At 65.0% G+C, this 19,068-nt stretch carries 13 protein-coding genes; 8 read left to right on the plus strand and 5 right to left on the minus strand.

Going from position 1 to position 19,068, the window contains the following annotated elements; translation table 11 throughout:
- Window positions 1-173 precede the first annotated feature (173 nt).
- The 8 genes from C8J42_RS09800 to C8J42_RS09835 all read left to right on the plus strand — a co-directional run bounded on the left by C8J42_RS09800 (window position 174) and on the right by C8J42_RS09835 (window position 13,900).
- Window positions 174-3,362 (plus strand): TonB-dependent receptor, encoded by a 3,189-nt coding sequence (locus C8J42_RS09800; RefSeq protein ID WP_133019996.1) that lies wholly within the window; start codon window positions 174-176, stop codon window positions 3,360-3,362.
- A gap of 131 nt (window positions 3,363-3,493) precedes the next feature.
- Window positions 3,494-4,213: a SapC family protein gene (locus tag C8J42_RS09805; protein ID WP_133019834.1), complete on the plus strand. Its 720-nt coding sequence runs from the start codon at window positions 3,494-3,496 to the stop codon at window positions 4,211-4,213.
- A 14-nt stretch (window positions 4,214-4,227) separates the two neighbouring features.
- On the plus strand, window positions 4,228-5,250 hold the full coding sequence (locus C8J42_RS09810; RefSeq protein WP_243644284.1) for a cupin-like domain-containing protein: 1,023 nt from the start codon (window positions 4,228-4,230) through the stop codon (window positions 5,248-5,250).
- 9 nt (window positions 5,251-5,259) lie between these two features.
- The gene (locus C8J42_RS09815) at window positions 5,260-6,804 is read left to right on the plus strand and encodes a tryptophan halogenase family protein (RefSeq protein WP_133019836.1); all 1,545 of its coding nucleotides are present in this window, start codon (window positions 5,260-5,262) and stop codon (window positions 6,802-6,804) included.
- A gap of 173 nt (window positions 6,805-6,977) precedes the next feature.
- Window positions 6,978-7,961: a LacI family DNA-binding transcriptional regulator gene (locus tag C8J42_RS09820; RefSeq protein WP_133019837.1), complete on the plus strand. Its 984-nt coding sequence runs from the start codon at window positions 6,978-6,980 to the stop codon at window positions 7,959-7,961.
- Between the two features lie 98 nt (window positions 7,962-8,059).
- Window positions 8,060-10,564: a TonB-dependent receptor gene (locus tag C8J42_RS09825; RefSeq protein WP_133019838.1), complete on the plus strand. Its 2,505-nt coding sequence runs from the start codon at window positions 8,060-8,062 to the stop codon at window positions 10,562-10,564.
- Between the two features lie 14 nt (window positions 10,565-10,578).
- Window positions 10,579-12,381, plus strand: a complete 1,803-nt coding sequence (locus C8J42_RS09830) for an alpha-amylase family glycosyl hydrolase (RefSeq protein WP_133019839.1) — start codon at window positions 10,579-10,581, stop codon at window positions 12,379-12,381.
- Window positions 12,382-12,556: 175 nt separating this feature from the next.
- Window positions 12,557-13,900 (plus strand): MFS transporter, encoded by a 1,344-nt coding sequence (locus C8J42_RS09835; protein ID WP_243644246.1) that lies wholly within the window; start codon window positions 12,557-12,559, stop codon window positions 13,898-13,900.
- Window positions 13,901-14,003: 103 nt separating this feature from the next.
- Here the strand turns inward: C8J42_RS09835 and C8J42_RS09840 are convergent, their stop codons facing one another.
- The 5 genes from C8J42_RS09840 to C8J42_RS09860 form a co-directional block, all read right to left on the minus strand.
- Window positions 14,004-14,861, minus strand: a complete 858-nt coding sequence (locus C8J42_RS09840; RefSeq protein WP_133019841.1) for a serine hydrolase — start codon at window positions 14,859-14,861, stop codon at window positions 14,004-14,006.
- 290 nt (window positions 14,862-15,151) lie between these two features.
- Entirely contained in the window at window positions 15,152-15,862 is a 711-nt protein-coding gene (locus C8J42_RS09845) for a FadR/GntR family transcriptional regulator (protein WP_133019842.1), read from the minus strand.
- Entirely contained in the window at window positions 15,859-16,611 is a 753-nt protein-coding gene (locus C8J42_RS09850; protein ID WP_133019843.1) for an AraC family transcriptional regulator, read from the minus strand. Before C8J42_RS09850 ends, C8J42_RS09845 begins: the two co-directional genes overlap by 4 nt.
- A gap of 96 nt (window positions 16,612-16,707) precedes the next feature.
- Complete coding sequence (locus C8J42_RS09855) at window positions 16,708-18,012, minus strand: MFS transporter (protein WP_133019844.1); 1,305 nt, start codon at window positions 18,010-18,012, stop codon at window positions 16,708-16,710.
- Between the two features lie 9 nt (window positions 18,013-18,021).
- Window positions 18,022-18,957 (minus strand): alpha/beta hydrolase, encoded by a 936-nt coding sequence (locus C8J42_RS09860; protein WP_133019845.1) that lies wholly within the window; start codon window positions 18,955-18,957, stop codon window positions 18,022-18,024.
- Window positions 18,958-19,068 lie beyond the last annotated feature (111 nt).

Here is a 19,068-nt window from a genome sequence, read left to right on the forward strand (position 1 = left end):
GTATTCCGTAAGGACTGTTCGCGACGTCGGTCGATCGAGTTCTGACGATCGTACGGGTCTACTTCCCTCGCGCGGTTGACACTCGCTCCCCTGATGGTAGCCCTATCATACACGGCAACGACCGTGTGCAATCCGGCCTGATTAGGGCGGCCGGGAATGGGGGAGGATTTATGATGAAATTTTCGCGCACGCTCGCGCATTCGGTATCGACCATTGCGGTCGTGACCGGGCTGGCCGCTTCCAGCACTGCGATCGCGCAGACGACCACCGCTGCGACCGGCCAGGGCACTCAGACGACGACCGTCCAGCAGACGGTACCCGACACGGTGCCCGCGGCTAGCACACCCGACGACGCGGCGGCCGGTCCTGCCAACGAAATCGTCGTCACCGGCATCCGCGCCAGTCTCAATCGCGCGATCGACATCAAGCGTAATTCGGCGGGCGTCGTCGACGCCATCTCGGCCGAGGATATCGGCAAGTTTCCCGACACCAACCTCGCGGAGTCGCTGCAGCGGATCACCGGCGTGTCGATCACCCGCGCCAACGGCGAAGGCTCCCAGGTCGCGGTCCGCGGCTTCAGCGGCGGCTTCAACCTCGTGACGCTGAACGGCCGCCAGCTGGCGTCGACCAGCATTGATACCAGCACGGGCAACGCCTTCGCGGTCGGCACCGGCCGCTCGTTCGACTTCCAGAATCTCGCGTCTGAAGGCGTTGCCACGCTCGAAGTCTACAAGACCGGCCGGGCGAACATTCCGACGGGCGGCATCGGCGCTGCGATCAACGTCATCACCCGCCGGCCGCTTGACGCGCGCGAAGACGGCCTGTCGGGCTCGATTGGCGCCAAGGCACTATACGACAGTTCGGTCGAGAATGCGGAGGCCAATCTGAAGAAGGTCACGCCCGAACTATCTGGCCTGATCAACTGGAAAAACCCCAGCGAAACCTTTGGCGTCAACGTCTTCGGCAGCTATCAGTTACGCGAGTCGACATCGATCCAGTCGAACCCGAACTATTGGAACATCGTTCCGCTGGCCGATTTCTTGAATACGGCGGGCGCGTACATCACGCCGACGACGAATATCACGAACCGTCCTACTACGCAGTACGTGCAAATCCCGAACGACAGCCGCTATCAGTTCTCCGAGAACCGCCGCGAGCGCATCAACGGGCAGGCCAACATCCAGTTCAAGCCTACGGATCGGCTGGAGATCACGATCGATGGCCTGTATGCGCGCAACAAGTTGAGCGACGAGCGTAGCGAGCAGACTAACTGGTTCCAGCGGCCGTTCAGCGACGTTACCTTCGACGACAACAAAAAGATGCAGACTGCGATTATCCTGGCCGAGGCTAAGCAGGCGGATAAGGGGTACGAGCAGCAACGCTTCGCCACGAAGACCGAGCTGTACTCGGTTGGCGGCAACGTCAAGTGGAACTTCACCGATGTGCTGTCGCTGAAGCTCGATGCAAACCATTCGAAGTCGACCACGAATCCGGACAATGCGAACGGCACGTCGGCGACGACGATCTCGATCGGCGCTCCGGTTCGTGCTACGCACAAAGTCGACTTCAGCAGCGGCTTCCCACAGCAGTCGGAAACGCTCAACGATTGCAACGCGACCAACGGGGGGCGCGGCGGCAATTGCAACAACATCCTCGATATCGGAGACTTGGGCACTCAGGTCGCGCGCCGAATCTTCTCCAAGCAGGAATCGAGAGTCAATCAGTTCAGTGGTGAGCTGGGCTGGGATCTCGGCAACGATAGCCGTTTCGTGGTCGGCAGCAACTATGTGGATGCAACGACGCGCTCGGCCAGTTCCAATAACCAGCAGATTCTTGGCGACTGGAGCATCACGGACACTGGCCGCGTCCAGGAACTCGCCGGCGATCTCGTGAAGACCTATTGCATGACCTGCAAATTCGACAAGTATAACCCGAACTCGACCGGGTCGGCGCTGGTCGCATTTCGTGGGGATGCGGTCGAACTGCTGGACATCTTCTCACCCTATTACGCGAAGCTGGGTCGCCCCGACGCTTTGCAGGGTTCGTCGGACGACACCGTGGGCGAGAAGAACTTGGCGGTCTACGGCCAGATGGCTTGGGGCGGTGACATTGGCGGACGCCGTGCAAACGCGCTGATTGGCGTTCGCTACGAACGGACCCGCGTCAAGTCCGTCAGTCTTCAGTCGATACCGACGGCTTTAGCCTGGCAATCGGACAATGACTTCACCGTGATCGGCGGACCTCCAGGCGCCGCGGTCATCGCGAAGTCGAAGTACGACAACCTGCTGCCGTCGCTCGACTTCAATATCGAAGTGCTCGACAACGTCATGGCGCGCACCTCGTTCAGCCGTACGCTGGCACGGGCGGACTATGGCAATTTGTTCGCATCCGTGACGGCAAACGCTCCAAACCGTCCGACCGCACTCGGTGCGGCCCCGGCTCCAGCCACGCGGCAGGATCCGGCGCTGTTACCGCTGATCTCGGACAATTTCGACGTGTCGCTGGAGTGGTATTACAAGCCCACGAGTTTCGTCTCGGTCGGCTTCTTCAACAAGAACGTGCGCAACTTCGTCGGCAACCAGATAACCAACGGTAACCTGTTCGGGCTGCGCGACCCGGGTTCAGGCGCGCCAGGGTCGCGTTCGGGTATTGCGCAGGCGTTTCTCAGAAACAACGGCATTACCCAGACGGATAGGAACCTGTTCGCCTACGCCGCGCTTCTGCAACAGAATGGCGGAAACCAGGCGGCGGCGACTGCGGCCTTCCGCGGCGCGCTCAATCCCGCCACGGGTGAAATCAGCGATGCGGTCTACAATCCCCTCGCCCTTGCGGTCGATCTCGTTGGGGACGCCAATGATCCGCTCGTGAACTTCGCCATCAGCGGTCCGGTCAACAACAAGGAGGGCAATATCCACGGCTTCGAAGTCGCCTGGACCAACTTCTTCGGTCAGACCGGCTTCGGTTTCGCGGTTTCGTACACGAAGGTGAGTGGCGACGTGAACGTGGACCCCTATGCCGATCCGAACGTCAACATCTTCGCGCTGAGCGGTTTGGGCGACAGCGCCAACTTGACGGCAATCTACGACAAGGGCGGTATCTCGGCTCGCGTCTCGTACAACTGGCGTGACAAGTATCTCGCGGCGACGAACCAGGGCGGCAATCGCAATCCGTTGTTCACGGCCGCGTTCGGTACGTTGGACGGCAGCATAAGCTACGATGTCACGAAGGCGTTCTCGGTCTCGCTCGAAGCGGTCAACCTGACCAGCGAGCCGTTCCGCCAATATGCCCGCACCGAGACGAACCTGGTATATGTGCAGGAACTCAAGCCACGCTATTATCTCGGCGCGCGCTATCGTTTCTGATGACGACGGGAGTGGATCTTGGTCCACTCCCGACCCCACTAAAAAGGCCGCCGCCGTGCCGTGCAGCGGCCTTTTCCTTTGTCGGTCGCGGTCGCGCTGATAAGCGTGAGGCAACAACAGGACCGGAGCGGATGAAGCCCGTACAGATCAACAATATCGACCATGCCGATCTACGCGTAAGCCCGCGGGCGGGCGCCGCGTTCGGCGACGCGGCCAATCAGACGCTGATATTCCCCGCGGAGTTCGAGGCCGTGCAGCGCGAATTCGCCATCATATTCCGCCGTCGTGACGAGGGATTGCAGGCCTATGCCCTGTTGGGGCTGGACCGCGACGAGAACCTGTTCCTGTCCGGCGACTATTGGACTAGCCGCTATGTGCCCGCCAGTCACCAGCGCGGCCCCTTCTCGATCGGGATGGTCCGGGGCCCCGGGGACGATGTCGGCGAGCCGATGCTGCACGTCGATCTCGACGACGGGCGCGTCGGCGATAGCGCCGGCCTGCCGCTGTTCCTGGAACATGGCGGCAATACGCCTTACCTGGAACATATCACCGGCGTGCTCCGCCTCCTGTACGAAGGGCTGGAGACCGCGCCGGCTGCCTATACCGCGCTTGACGAGGTTGGCCTCCTCACCCCGGTTACGCTCACCGTCGATGTCAGCGAAGAGCGCCGCTACACCATAGCCGACGTGCTGGTCGTCGACCTCGAGCACCTAGCCGGTCTTAAAGGCGAACCGCTCGAGCGGCTCCATGGATCAGGCGTGCTGCGTCTTGCCATCCTGGCCGCAGCGTCGCTCGGCAACATCCAGCAGTTGATTGCGCGCAAGCAATCTCTGCTCACTCAGAACGGTTGATCGCAGTGGCAGGTATTACGCGCCGTACGCGTGTCATCGAGGGCACGAGCGCGATCAGCGTGCCAATCGCCGACCTGATCGCCGACGGCGTTCCGGTGATCCTGCGCGGGATCGCCAGCCACTTGCCGCTGGTGGCTGTCGGGCTGGAAGGTGCAGAGCCGGCAATGACGTGGCTCAAGCAGTTCGACGGTGGCCGTCCCGTCACGGCGTACGTCGGCGATCCGGCGATCGGCGGCCGCTTCGGGTATTCCGACGATTGCGCCGCGCTGAACTTCAAACGAGAGAGCGGTTCGCTGTCCGGCTATCTCGACCAGCTTCTTGTCGGCCTCGGCGATCCGGAAGCCCCCGCCATCTATATCGGCTCGACCGACATCGATCTGTACCTGCCTGGCCTTCGCGCGCAGGCCGCGCTGCCGTTCGAAGACCCGCAACTCGTCGAGAACCCACCGCTGGTCAGCATCTGGATCGGCAATCGTACCACCGCCTCGACGCATTACGACATGTCGAACAATCTGGCGTGCTGCATCGTCGGCCGACGACGCTTCACTCTGTTCCCGCCGGAACAGGTCGCCAACCTCTACCCCGGGCCGTTGGAGCCGACGCCCGCCGGACAGGTGGTGAGCATGGTCGACCTCCGCGCCCCCGATCTCGACCGCTATCCGCGCTTTGCCGAGGCGTTGGCGCACGCCGAAATCGCCGAACTCGAGCCAGGCGACGTACTGCTCTACCCGGCGTTGTGGTGGCATAATGTCGAGGCGCTAGATCCATTCAACGTGATGATCAACTATTGGTGGAACGCGGTGCCACGGTTCATGGATACGCCCATGAACACGCTGCTTCACGGCCTGTTGTCGTTGCGCGATCGGCCCGATCACGAGAAGCAGGCATGGCGCGCCATGTTCGACCATTATGTCTTCGGCCCTGCGGACCACGCCAGGGAGCACCTGCCCGAGCACGCACAGGGCGAACTCGCGCCACTGGATGCGATGTCGGCACGCCGGTTGCGCGCCAAGATCCTCCAGCGCATCAACCGATAGGAGCCGAACATGGCCGAGCAGCGCATCAGGAAAGTCGTCATCGCCGGCGGTGGTACCGCCGGCTGGCTCGCCGCCGCCGCCCTGTCGCGACAATTGGACCAGCTGCTCGACATCACGCTGGTCGAATCCGAAGAGATCGGCACCATCGGCGTCGGCGAAGCGACGATACCGACGATGCGCGCGTTCCACACGATCCTGGGCCTTGACGAACGCGAGTTCATGCGCGCGACGCAAGCGACGTTCAAGCTCGGCATTTCGTTCGAGAACTGGGCGCGAGACGGCGATCGCTACATCCATTCGTTCGGCGACATCGGCAAATCGACCTGGATGGGCGACTTCCACCATTTCTGGCTTGCCGCCAAAGCCGACGGGGATACGAGCGAGATCGGCGACTACTGCCTGGAACTCCAGGCGGCCAAGGCGGAACGGTTCGCGCTCCCCTCCGAGGGCCAGATCAACTACGCCTATCACCTCGACGCAGGCCTATACGCCCGCTTCCTGCGCACGCGTAGCGAGGCGAACGGGTTGAAACGGATCGAGGGGCGGATCGCTAACGTCGATCGCGACGGCGAGACCGGCTTCATCCGCGCGCTCGTCCTCGAGTCCGGCGAGCGCGTCGAGGGCGACCTGTTCATCGACTGCACCGGCTTTCGCGGGCTGCTGATCGAGGGCACCTACGCCGCCGGATACGAGGACTGGTCGCACTGGCTGCCCACCAACAGCGCGCTGGCCGTGCAGACCGCCGCGACGGGTCCGGCGCACCCGTACACGCGCGCGATCGCGCATGACGCGGGCTGGCGCTGGCGCATCCCGCTGCAGCACCGCGTCGGTAACGGGCTGGTCTACGCCAGCGAGCATCTGTCGGACGACGAGGCCCATGCCCGGCTGCTTGCCGCGATCGACGGCGCGCCGCTGATCGAGCCGCGGCTGATCCGCTTCCGCACCGGTCGCCGGCGGCAGGTATGGATGGGGAACTGCGTCGCGCTGAGCCTCGCCAGCGGGTTCGTCGAACCGCTCGAATCGACCAGCATCCATCTGATCATGACAGGCATTACGCGGCTGATGCAGACCTTCCCGTTCGGCGGAATCGCACCCGCGTTGGTCAGGCGGTACAACGATCAGGCGCAGGCCGAGCTTGAGCGCGTCCGCGACTTCATCATCCTCCACTATCACCTGAACGAACGTCCCGAACCCTTCTGGGCAGCGCGCCGGGACATGCCGATCCCGGACACACTCGTGGAGCGCATCGCGCTCTTCACCGAGGGCGCGCAGGCGTATCAGGGCGGCGATGACCTGTTCCGTGTCGCCAGCTGGGTGCAGGTGATGCTCGGCCAGCGCCTGACCCCGCGCGACCACCACCGCCTGGGCAGCATCATGGGCGGCCCGCAGCTCGCCGGTGTCCTGACCAATATCCGCAGCACGATCGCAGACGCGGTCGCAGGCATGCCGACGCACCAGCAGTTCCTGGATCGCTACCTTGCAGCTCCGATCACCGCCTCGCATGGGATGCATCATCGCGTCGAACGCCACGATGATGCATCCGGCAAGCGGTAGATGACGCTACGGCAGTGTTCGATCGCATAGCGATCCTATTGACATATAGTCTTTAGGGCCCGCTCGATTACCGGATCGTACAAGTCCGTCGGTAAATCGCCCGACAATTGCAGCCCCGCGGTGCTGACTGTACGACGTCGCCTACGCGCGTACCGACGAGGAACTCCACCACAATGAAACTCGCCGACCTGGCCGCACTCGCGGGCGTTTCGACCGCAACCGTGTCACGTGCGCTTGCGGGACATTCCTCCGTGAACGAGCAGACGCGCGAGCGGATACGCGAGCTGGCACGCGAGCACGACGTGCGGCCCAACCAACTGGCGCGCAACCTGCGGATGAAGAGCACCGGCGCGATCGGGCTGGTCCTGCCGCTGGGCCACGCAAAGACGCAGCATCTGACCGATCCGTTCTTCCTGTCGCTGCTCGGGTTTCTCGCGGATCTGCTGGTCGAACGCGGCTATGACATTTTGCTGTCGCGGGTGATTCCGGATGCCGACGACTGGCTCGAACGGCTGGTCGACAGCGGGCGGATCGATGGCTTGCTGCTGGTCGGCCAGTCGGATCAGTTCGCGGCGATCGAGCGCGTTTCGCAGCGATACCGCCCACTGATCGTGTGGGGTGCGAACCGTCCCGGCCAGCATCATGTGACGATCGGATCGGACAATGTCGCGGGCGGTCGATTGGCGGCGGAGCACCTGATCGCGCAAGGGCGACAGCGGCTGCTGTTCGTCGGCGACCCTGCCCCGCCCGAGTTTGCGGATCGTCTTGCCGGGTTCGCGACGGCGGCGGACGAGGCCGGCATCGCGTACACGGTGCTGGCGACTCCGATGAGCCCCGAGGCGGTTCATGCTGCGGTGGCGGAGCATCTCGCGCGCGACACCGTTCCCGACGCGATCTTCGCTGCATCGGACGTCGCGGCGATGAGCGTGCTGCGCGCGCTGGCCGAGGCGGGGATCGACGTTCCCACCACGACCTCGGTCATTGGCTATGACGACGTCTCGTTGGCGGCACACACGTCACCGTCCTTGACGACGATCCGCCAAGATCTTGCGATCGGGGCGGAATTGATGGTCGACCGCCTGTTGAAGCGGGTCGCCGGCGAGCCAGCCGAGTCCGCGATCGTTCCCCCTGCGCTGATAAAGAGACAGTCCGCCTGATTTCTGCAATCGATTGTGAAAACATGTTGCAATCGATTGCAGCGACGGTAGGAAGCGGCCTTGGGCTTCTCAGAAAGCCGTCGCGCAGGGAGAGTCGCATGAAAGTACGTCACGCATTGCTGGCTGGCATCGCCGCCGCATCGTTCGCCACCGCAGGGGCCGCACAGACCGCACCGCAGGCTGATCCGGCCGCCACGTCCGTTGATGCAGCCCCTGCCACCGACGTCCCGCAGGACGACATCGTCGTGACCGCCGTCGCGCGCGGCACGAACAAGCTCAACACCTCGATCACCACCAGTTCTATCAGTTCGGATGCGCTGATCCAGCTCGCGCCGCGCACCTCGGGCGAACTGCTCCGCAACCTCCCCGGCATCCGGGTCGAGGCATCGGGCGGCGACGGCAACGCGAACATCTCGGTGCGCGGCCTGCCGGTCGCATCGGGCGGCTCGAAGTTCCTCCAGCTGCAGGAAGACGGCCTGCCGATCCTCGAATTCGGCGACATCACGTTCGGCAATGCCGACATCTTCCTGCGCGCAGATTTCAACGTCCGGACGGTCGAGTCGGTCCGCGGCGGCTCGGCCTCGACCTTCGCCTCGAACTCGCCGGGCGGCGTGATCAACTTCATCTCGAAGACTGGCGAGCAAGAGGGCGGCGCGTTCCAGCTGAGCAGCGGGCTCGACTATCGCGAGTTCCGCGTCGACTTCGACCAGGGCGGCAAGCTGTCCGACACGCTGACCTATCATTTCGGCGGCTTCTACCGGATCGGTGACGGCCAGCGCGAAGTCGGCTTCGATGGCGTCAAGGGCGGCCAGTTCAAGGGGAACATCACCAAGTCGTTCGGCAATGGCGGCTATGTCCGCCTGTACGGCAAGTATCTCGACGACCGCGCGATCGGCTACCTCCCGAACCCGGTGCAGGTGAGCGGAACGAACGGCGACCCGACCTACAGCAACATCACCAACTTCTCGATCAACAACGGCACGCTGCACAGCGCCGACATCCGCACCGTGCAGACGCTCGACGGCAACAACCAGCTCGTCACGCGCTCGATCCGCGACGGCCAGCACCCGGTTGTGTATTCGGCGGGTCTCGAGACGCAGATCCCGGTCGCGGACGGCTGGAACATCGTCGAGCGGTTCCGCTATTCGGATATCTCGGGCGGCTTCACCTCGCCGTTCCCCTCGGCCGTCGGTTCGGCGCAGTCGATCGCCAACGGCATCGGTGGCGCCGGCGCGCAGCTATTCTACGCGAGCGGACCGCAGAACGGTCAGCGGATCGCCAACCCCGCGTCGCTCAACGGCAATGGCCTGCTGGCGAACGTCGTGCTGTTCGACGTCGACCTGAAGAGCCTCAACAACATCACCAACGACATCCGCCTCAATGGCTCGGTGCCGGTGGGTACCGGAACGCTGGCAATCACCGGCGGCTTCTACGCCTCGCGCCAGGACATCAAGAGCGACTGGCTGTGGAACTCGTTCGTCCAGACCGTCGCCGATGACGGCCGCTCGGAGCTGGTCGACATCCGCACCGCGGCGGGCGTTCCGGTCACGCAGAACGGCACGCCGGGCTATTCGGCATTCGGCTTCGGCAATTGCTGCCGCCGGTCGTACGATCTCGACTACACGACCTACGCACCGTTCGCGCAGCTCGGGCTGGAGATCGGCCGCTTCAACATCGACGGCTCGCTGCGCTACGATTTCGGCCGGGCACGCGGCAGCGTCGCCGGCGCCGATCTGGGTGCGGGCTTCGGCAGCGGCATCACGACGTTCGACATCAACGGAGACGGTGTGATCTCGGCACCCGAGCGTCAGGTCGCGGTGATCCCGAACCGCCGGTCGCCGCTCAACTACAACTACGACTATCTGTCCTACTCTGGTGGCGCGAACTATCGCCTGACCGACAGCACGGCGGTGTTCGCCCGCTACAGCCGCGGCGGTCGCGCCAACGCCGATCGCCTGTTGTTCGGCCCGTCGATCAACACGACGACCGGCGGCCTGACCGACGAAGGCGCAGCGGTCGATTTCGTCCGCCAGCTCGAAGGTGGGTTCAAGTTCCGCGAGAACGGTCTTTCGCTCTACGCCACCGGCTTCTGGGCGCGCACCGAAGAGCAGAACTTCGAGGCGACGACGCAGCGTTTCTTCAACCGCGAATATGAGGCGAAGGGCGTCGAGCTCGAGGGCCGGATCGCACGCGGGCCGTTCTCGCTGTCGGCGGGCGGCACCTACACCGATGCCAAGATCACCAAGGACGTGCTCAACCCCGCGGTCGAGGGCAACCGCCCGCGTCGCCAGGCCAAGTTCATCTTCCAGGCGACCCCGCAGGTCGATGTCGGTCGGCTGACCGTCGGCGCGAACGTGATCGGCACCACCGACAGCTACACGCAGGACAATAACGGGCTGAAGATGCCCGGCTATACGCAGGTCAACGCGTTCGTGTCGGTGCACCCGACCGAAAACGTCACGCTGTCGGTCAACGGCAACAATTTGTTCGACGTGAAGGGCATCACCGAAGCCGAGGAAGGCGCGATCCCGACCAACGGCATCGTCCGCGCGCGCTCGATCACCGGCCGGACGATCTCCGCCGCGGTCCGCGTCGGCTTCTGATCGGGCGGGTGAGCGTGACAGTGACCTCCACCGCGCGCCGTCTCGACGCGCTCGCCCCCCTGCTTAAACGACAGCTCGAACGGCTGTACGGTACCGATCGACTGGCGACGCTCTGGCCGCGGATGGAGACGATCCTCCGCGACCGGGCGAGCGAACGGCCAGCGGCGATGGTCGCGCTCGACGATGCGCGGCTGGGCGATCCCGACTGGTTCGTCGCACCCGACATGCTCGGCTATTCGACCTATGTCGATCGGTTCGCCGGCACCGTCGGAGGGTTGATCGACCGGGTCAACCATCTCGAATCGCTCGGCGTGCGCTATCTCCATTTGCTCGCGTTGCTGAAGGCGCGCGAGGGCGACAGCGATGGCGGCTTCGCGGTCGCGGACTATCTCGCGATCGAGCCGCGGCTGGGGACGATGGCTGACGTCGAGCGGCTTGCCGCACGGCTCCGCGAGGGGCGGATCAGCTTGTGCGTCGACCTTGCACTCAACCACACCGCGGACGATCATGCCTGGGCGAAGGCCGCGCTTGCGGGCGATCCGCATTACCGCGCCTTTTATCATGTTCTGGGCGGGGAGGAGGCTCAGGCGTACGAGAACGACCTCCCGCAGGTGTTTCCGACCACCGCACCGGGTAACTTCACCCATGTGCCGGCGATGGGGGGACAGGTCTGGACGACCTTCTATCCGTTCCAATGGGACCTGAACTGGTCCAATCCCGAGGTCATGCTCGCGATCGTCGACACGATGCTGAGGCTGGCGAACCACGGCTTCGAGGCGTTCCGGCTCGATTCTATCGCGTTCCTGTGGAAGCAGATCGGCACCGATTGCCGCAACCGCCCGGAAGCGCATTTCATCGTCCGCGCCCTCCGCGCCGCGCTCGATATCGTCGCGCCGGCAACACTGCTGAAGGCCGAGGCAATCGTCCCGACCGCGCTCGTACCGCCGTATTTTGGCGCCGACGAAGGCGCGGACTGGGACGGCGGGTTCGAGCCCGAATGCCATCTCGTTTATAACAATTCGCTGATGGTCGCCGGCTGGGTCGCACTGGCAGAGCAGTCCGCCACCCTGCCCCACGCGATCGTCGAGGCGAGCGGTGGCCTGCCGCGTGGTGCCAACTGGCTCAGTTACGCGCGGTGCCACGACGATATCGGCTGGGGCGCGGTGATCGGTGATCTTACGGGGATCGATCCCGACCCGGTCGGGCGGCTGAAGACGGCGGCGCGGTTCCTCGAAGGCGGCGATGGCAGCTGGGCACGCGGCGCGCCGTTCCAGTCGGACGGCTCGGTGCTGCACGGCTCGAACGGGACGATGGCGTCGCTGGCGGGGCTCGAAGCGGCGGCGGACGATGATGCGCGCGAAATGGCGTTTCGCCGGATCGCACTGCTCAACGCGCTGTCGATCGCGAGTGGTGGTCTGGCGACGACGTACATGGGTGACGAGGCGGGACTGCTCAACGACACCAGCTATCTGGACGACGCCGAGCGCGCGCATGAAGGCCGCTGGCTGCATCGGCCAGAGATGGATTGGACGGCGCTCGATGGCGAGGCTGCACGGCGGATCGGCGGGGATCTGGAAGCGCTGCGGGCGGCACGTGTTGCGAGCGGTGGCGCGGGTTCGCCAACGGCGATCGCGACGGGTTCCCCTGCACTGCTCGGGATCGGCTGCGGCAGCGACCGCGTCTTCCTGAACTTCTCCGACGCGGCCCTCTCCATCGAGGGTCTGGCCGGTTGGCAGGATCGGTTGTCCGAACAGCCTTGCGGTGCGACGCTCGCCGTCGAACCCTGGGGCGTTATCTGGGCAGGCCCAGCAGCATGAACCTGCGAATCCACAATCCTCCCCCGCAAGGGGGAGGTGGCTGGCTCTTGCCAGACGGAGGGGGAGGCATGCGAAAGGCAGGTTCCGTGCCCTCCCCCTCCGTCACCTTCGGCGCCACCTCCCCCTGGCGAGGGAGGATCGATAGGTCCACGCCCGGCCATCTCGCACAAGAGGCATGACAATGAACCTCGGCCTCATGACCAAGCCTCGCCTGTCGCTGATGCGGCTGATCGAGATGAACCTCGGGTTCCTCGGGCTGCAATTCTCGTTCGGTCTGCAACAGGCCAACATGGCGCCGATCTACGGCTATCTCGGCGCGGACGAGGCGAGCCTGCCGCTGCTATGGCTCGCCGGGCCGATGACCGGGCTGCTGATCCAGCCGTTGATCGGCGCGATGAGCGACCGGACCTCGACCCGGATCGGCCGCCGCACCCCCTATTTCCTGGTCGGCGCGGTGCTGTGCAGCCTGTGCCTGCTGGCGATGCCGTACAGCCCGACCTTGTGGGTCGCGGCCAGCCTGTTGTGGGTGCTCGATGCGGCCAACAACGTGACGATGGAGCCGTACCGCGCCTATGTCGGCGACCGCCTGCCCGACGACCAGCGCGCCGCCGGCTTCCTGACGCAGTCGGCGTTCACCGGGCTCGCGCAGACGCTGTCCTATCTGGCACCGTCGCTGCTGGTGTGGATCGGCTTCAACAAGGACGCCGTGGATGGCAACGGCATCCCCGACATCACGCGGATCGCGTTCCTGATCGGCGCGGTGCTGTCGCTGGCGACGATCGTCTGGTCGGTCGTGCGCGTCCCCGAACTGCCGCTGCCGGCTGAGGAGAAGGCGCGGCTGGCGAAGGAACCGCTGACGCTCGGCGGCACGCTGCGCGACCTCAAGACCGCGCTGGTCGAGATGCCGCGGCCGATGCGGCAGCTGGCACTGGCGATGCTATGCCAATGGTACGCTATGTTCGCGTACTGGCAGTTCATCACCTTCGCGGTCGCCCGGTCGCTGCACGGCACGTCGGACGCCAAGAGTGAAGCGTTCCGCGATACCGTGCTGACCGTCGGCCAGCTCGGCGCGTTCTACAACGCCGTCGCCTTCGTCGCGGCGATCGCGCTGGTGCCGCTCGCCCGCCGCTGGGGCGCCAAAAGCGCGCATGCCGCGTGCCTGCTCGCGTCGGGCGTGGCGATGCTGGCGATTCCCGGCCTTCGCACCGAGCCCGCGCTGTTCGTGGCGATGCTCGGTATCGGTATCGGCTGGGCAAGCATGATGGGGAACCCGTATATCATGCTGATCGACATGATCCCGCCCGAGCGCAACGGCGTCTACATGGGCATCTTCAACATGTTCATCGTCATCCCGATGATCATCGAGAGCCTCACCGTCCCGCTGTTCTACCACTCCGTCATGGGCGGCGAACCGCGCAACATCCTGTACCTCGGCGGCGCACTGATGGTGCTCGGCGCGGCGGCCACCACGCGCGTAACCATGAGCGCATCGGTGTCGCCCTCTGAACCCTCCGCCTAGGCCAGGGTCCGAGGCGGCTAAGTATCCGGCCAGTGACATGCTTTGCGGTTTGGCAAAAACTGTGCCGCCCATAGTTCGCGGCAGGCCGGTAACTAAACCTTGGTCATCGCATCTGCATGAAGAGAGCGAGCGCGTTGCGGGCGCTGTCGGCGAAATAGTCGTATATCGCGCGTGAGACTTCGGCGATAACCGGCTGGCGGTCGCGCCCCCCTCGCGCGAACACCACGATTGCGACGCGGCGGCCGTCCGGCATGGTGATGAACCCGACGTCATTGGTGATACCGTCGAGCGTACCGGTCTTGTCCTCCACCCTGGTACCCGCGGGAAGCAGGGCGCGGATACGGCGCGTGCCCGTCTGGCAGCGGCTCATCAATTCGAGCAGGAATTGACGACTTTGCGCTGCCAGGACGGTGCCGTTGTCGAGCTTGTTCAACAACGTGACCATCGCGATCGGCGTGGCGACATCCTTGCTGTCGGCAAGGTGGCCACGCTCCCTCAGCAACTGCGCGATGGTCCGGTCCATCCGGATGCCGGTAATCCTGTGCGACGAGAGCCACTGCTGGATAGCGACGGGGCCCCCGAGAGCGGCAAGCAATTGGTCGGTCGCCTGGTTGTCGCTGTGGACGATCATCAATTCCATGACCTTCGCGGCGGGACGACCGACAATCATATCGCTAAGGGTGCGGCGACCTTGGTCGACGTCGGCAAGGTAGGCGGCGGCGATCGCGATCTTGACCGTGCTCGCCATCGGAAACGGCGTGTCCCCCCTGACGGATGCGGTCGAGCCATCGCGAAGGTCCAGGGCTGCGATGCCGTAGTCACCGGAGCGTTCCGCGACCAGCAAACTCAACACGCGTTCGAGGCCGGTAGGCGCAATCGAGTCTGCGGTCGCCGGCGTCGCTATGAGGACGCTAGCGGCGATACTCGAGAGAAACAGGCAGGAAAGCCGAGGTGCGCGCATCAGTCGTCCTTGAATGTCGTCCGTCGTCGAAGTGGTGATGCTAGCCCGGAAAACCTGAACGCATCATGTTGCATGCCACTGAGGAACGAACAACGGCGAATGGCATGCGACGGGTAGCGAATCCAGCCATGTCCGGTATCTTGCTCTTCCGCCCGTCGCTTTTGACATGGCAGCGGCCGCTGCGATCAGGTCCCATGGGGTAGATGATGCCAACGCCTGCGCGTACGCGTCGAAGTCGAAAGATTCAAAAGCTACCGACCCCGGAGAAAACGATGCGGGCTGGGCGCACTTCAAAGACGCGCGAAAAGATCGCCGATGGACGCGACGAAATGCGTGCTCATTGCTGCGATCGCCGCTTTCGGGTCACGGTCGGCGATTGCACGCGCTAGGTTATGATGGTGCGCCAGCACGGCGGTACGCTGCCGCGCGGTGGTTCGCGTTGCCCAGGCCGCGGGCACCGCGTGGACCATCATCGGAGCGAACGAGCGGACGATCTGCAGGAACAGCATGTTGCGCCCCGCCTGTGCGATCGCCTGGTGGAACGCGATGTCGTGGCGGGTCAGCGCATCGACATCGGTACCCGCCGCTTCCATCGCCTCCGCCAGCCCGACGATCGTCCGTGCCTCGTCGTCGGTGCGTTCGATCGCGGCGAGTTCGGCGGTACGGAGTTCCAGCGTGCGGCGCACGTCCCAGATCTGCACCATCGAAATCTGCGCCGTCGCCACCGCGTGATCGAGCGACGTCGCCATCACCGATCCGTCGATCGCAGCGACCCGCGCGCGCCTGCCATTGCCCACGTCGATCAGCCGCAACGCCGCCAGCGCGCCGAACGCCTCGCGGAGGACTGGGCGGCTGACACCCAGCTGCGTTGCGAAATGCCCTTCGGAGGGCAGCGTGTCACCGACCTTCATGTCGTTCGTGCGGATATGCGTGCGGACCGCGTGGACCGCCTGATCGACGAGCGAGCCGCCCTCGACCAGTCGCAGGCTCGCCGTGCTCATGCCGCGAGCCGCGGTGCGCGCAGCGAGGACGGCGTCGCGCCGAACTGCCGCGAGAAGGCGCGCGTGAAACTGGCGTTGTTGAGATAGCCGCACTGGTACCCGATCGATGATACAGGCAGGTCGGTCGCGATCAGTAACTGACGGGCCGCCCCGAGCCGCCGGTCGAGCAGCGCGTCGGCGACCGTGCACGCAAACATGTCGCGGAAGCCGCGCGTGAGCTTCGCCCGGTTCAGTCCACAGGCGCGCGCGATGGAATCGAGCGTCATCTTCTCGCCCCAGCGCTCGTCGATCATCCGCTTTGCCGCGACGATCCGCTGACTGTCGCGAGCGGACAATTGCCCGGCACCCGCGAGCGGCACCAGGTCGTCCTCGACGATCCGCTGGAACGTACTGGACAGCAGCTCGATGCATTTTGCCGAACGATGCGTGCTGCGCCAGGGTTCGGGCAGCGTGCAATCGAGGATCGCGGCGACCATAATCCGCAATTCGCTCGGCAGATGGCACGCGATGTTCGCGTCGGGCGCATAATCGAAAACCCGCAGACAAGCGCCACGTTCGACCGCAAGGACGAGGATCGCGCGCTCTTCCGAAGGAACCGAACCGGTGGCGACGGTGACCTGCGCCGGCGCATCCTCGCCGAGCGTGAAGCAGAGGACCACCGCGTCGGCGGAAACGGCCGTCGCGTCGACCACGCCCTCGCCGATGAAGGCCGCCATCTCGGGCGACACCGTGACCCGTTCCTTCTGCATGCTACCCTCGCCCAACACCGATCTCCTGTTCCCGATTGCCGGGATTGGGTCGATCATGCAGCTATCCGATAGCTCACGCAAGAGCTATCTTATAGGTTAGGCCGTTGCCGATACCGGTGCACGCCGCATCGCCATCGTGAAGGCAATGACGGAGATCGCGCTGGTCACCACGCCGACGATCGCGAGACCCTGCGCGAGATGCGCCTCGCCGCCCAGCATGCCGCTTGCCGCCGCGACCAGCGTCGGTGCGAGGCCGTAGCCGATCAGCCCGGCGATCGCGATGAACGCGCCGATGCACAACCCGCGCAGTTCGTTCGGGATCAGCACGGTCAACGCCACCGAGGTCACCACCCCCGTCACTGCGCCGCACGTCACGAGCAGGCCGACCGCGACCCCGAACAGCGGGACGGAGGGCATGACCGGAAACAACGCCGCGGGCACACCGACCGCGGCGGCAACGATCGCACCGATCAGCAGGCCACCGCGCCGTCCGCTCTTCTGCCCGCGGTCGGCGGACAGGCCACCGACGATCGCACCGACGACGCCCGAGCCAAAGAGCAGCGTGCCCATCCAGCCGGCGAACTGGTCGGGCTGCAGGTGGAAATTGCGCGACAGGACCGGCGAGACCCAGATCCCGGCGGCGGCATCGGCCATGACAACGCTGATCTGGCCGATGAACAACGGGATCAGGAACACGCGCCGTGCCCAGAGCTCGCCAGCGACGACCTTGAACGGCGCATGCGTGCCCGCCGCAACCTCCTGTCGCGCCGGCTCGCGCAACAGCAACAGCGGCAGGATGGCAAACACGCTGATGACGGCAAGACCCAGATGGACGCTGCGCCACGGCATCATCCCCGCGAACCACGTCGGCGCACCACCATGGGCGAACAGGCCGAACAGCGCGCCTGACAAGCCCAGGGCGAGTGCGACGCCGAGCGACTTGCCTAGGTTGACAATCAGCATGGCCCTGCCCCGCTGCGTCGGGACACAGAAGTCGGCGCACAGCGACAGCGCCGCGGTCAAGGCGCCTGTCGTGCCGATCCCGGTCAGCATGCGCGCCACGAACAACACCGGCACGCCCTGCGCGAACGCGGTGAGCACCGTGCCCAGCGTCCACACGAGCGCGAGCGCGATCATCATCCGCACCCGGTTGTAGCGATCGACCAAGATGCCGATCGGGATCGAGAACACGGCGAGCGGCAGCGCCGCCGACAGTCCCTGGATCAAACTCAACGTATAGTCGCTGAGGTGGAGTTCGGCCTTCGCCCCCTCCTGCACCGTTCCGAACGAGCCCATCATGGTGAAGCCGATCGCCATCGCCAGCGCCAGCGCCAGCAGCGGCAACAGCGTCTTAGCAAACGGCGGTGAGGCCGCGTCGATCGGTCGGGCGAAATCGGTCATGTGAGGTCCTTATGCAAGCGCACGGCGCAGTGCCTCGTGGCTGTCGCGGCGCGCCTGTTGCGAAACCGGACCGTCGGCGAAGATGTCGAAGGCGTGATAGCCGCCGGGATAGACGTGAAGTTCGACCGGCACGCCCGCGCGGATCAACCGCGTCGCGTAGTCGATGTCCTCGTCGACGAAGAAATCGAGCGCGCCAGTCGCGATATAGGCAGGGGGCAGGTTCGCGAGATCGGTCGCCCGTGCGGGCGCGGCGTAGGGCGACACGTCGTCGCCGCCGGGGGCGTGGCCGAGCAGCGAGCTCCAGCCGAAGCGATTACTCTGTCGGGTCCACACGAACTCGCCAGCATAGGGGTTCGGCGCGCGGGTGCAGGTACGGTCGTCGAGCATCGGGTACATCAGATGCTGGAACGCGAGCGCATACTCACCACGGTCGCGCACCATCAACACCAGCGCCGCAGCATAGCCGCCGCCCGCGCTCTGTCCCAACACGCCAATCCGCGTGGGATCGATCCCGATCTGCTCGGCATGGGCAAACGTCCAGGCGAGCCCGGCATAGCAATCCTCGATCGGTCCGGGAAAGTTCGTCTCGGGCGCGAGGCGGTATTCGACCGACACCATCACGCATTGCAGGTCGGCGATCAGCGGACGGACCAGCGGGTCGTACTCGGACACCTTGCCCATCACATAGCCGCCGCCGTGGATGTGGTAGATGCACGGCAGGACGCCAGTGACGCCCACCGGGCGGTAGACGTGCAGGTCGATGTCGGGTGCGCCCGCAGGTCCCGGAACGGTGTGGATCTCGAGCGTCGCCAGCGACTCGTCGGCCGGCGGCAACATCGAAGGCCGGTCGCGCATCGCCGGCAGGATATCCGCGGTAAGCGAAATCTGGGGCATCATCTCCAGCAGTGGGCGCAGCGTAGGGTCGACGAGGTGCAGGCTGTCCATATCAAGTCCTTCTTCCCCCTCCCTGAAGGGGAGGGGTCGGGGGTGGGTCGCTCGCGGCGAACACTAGCGCTTGCCAATGAGCCGACCCACCCCCAGCCCTCCCTTCTAGGG

The sequence above is a fragment of the Sphingomonas sp. PP-CE-1A-559 genome (assembly GCF_004340965.1).
GTDB lineage: Bacteria > Pseudomonadota > Alphaproteobacteria > Sphingomonadales > Sphingomonadaceae > Sphingomonas.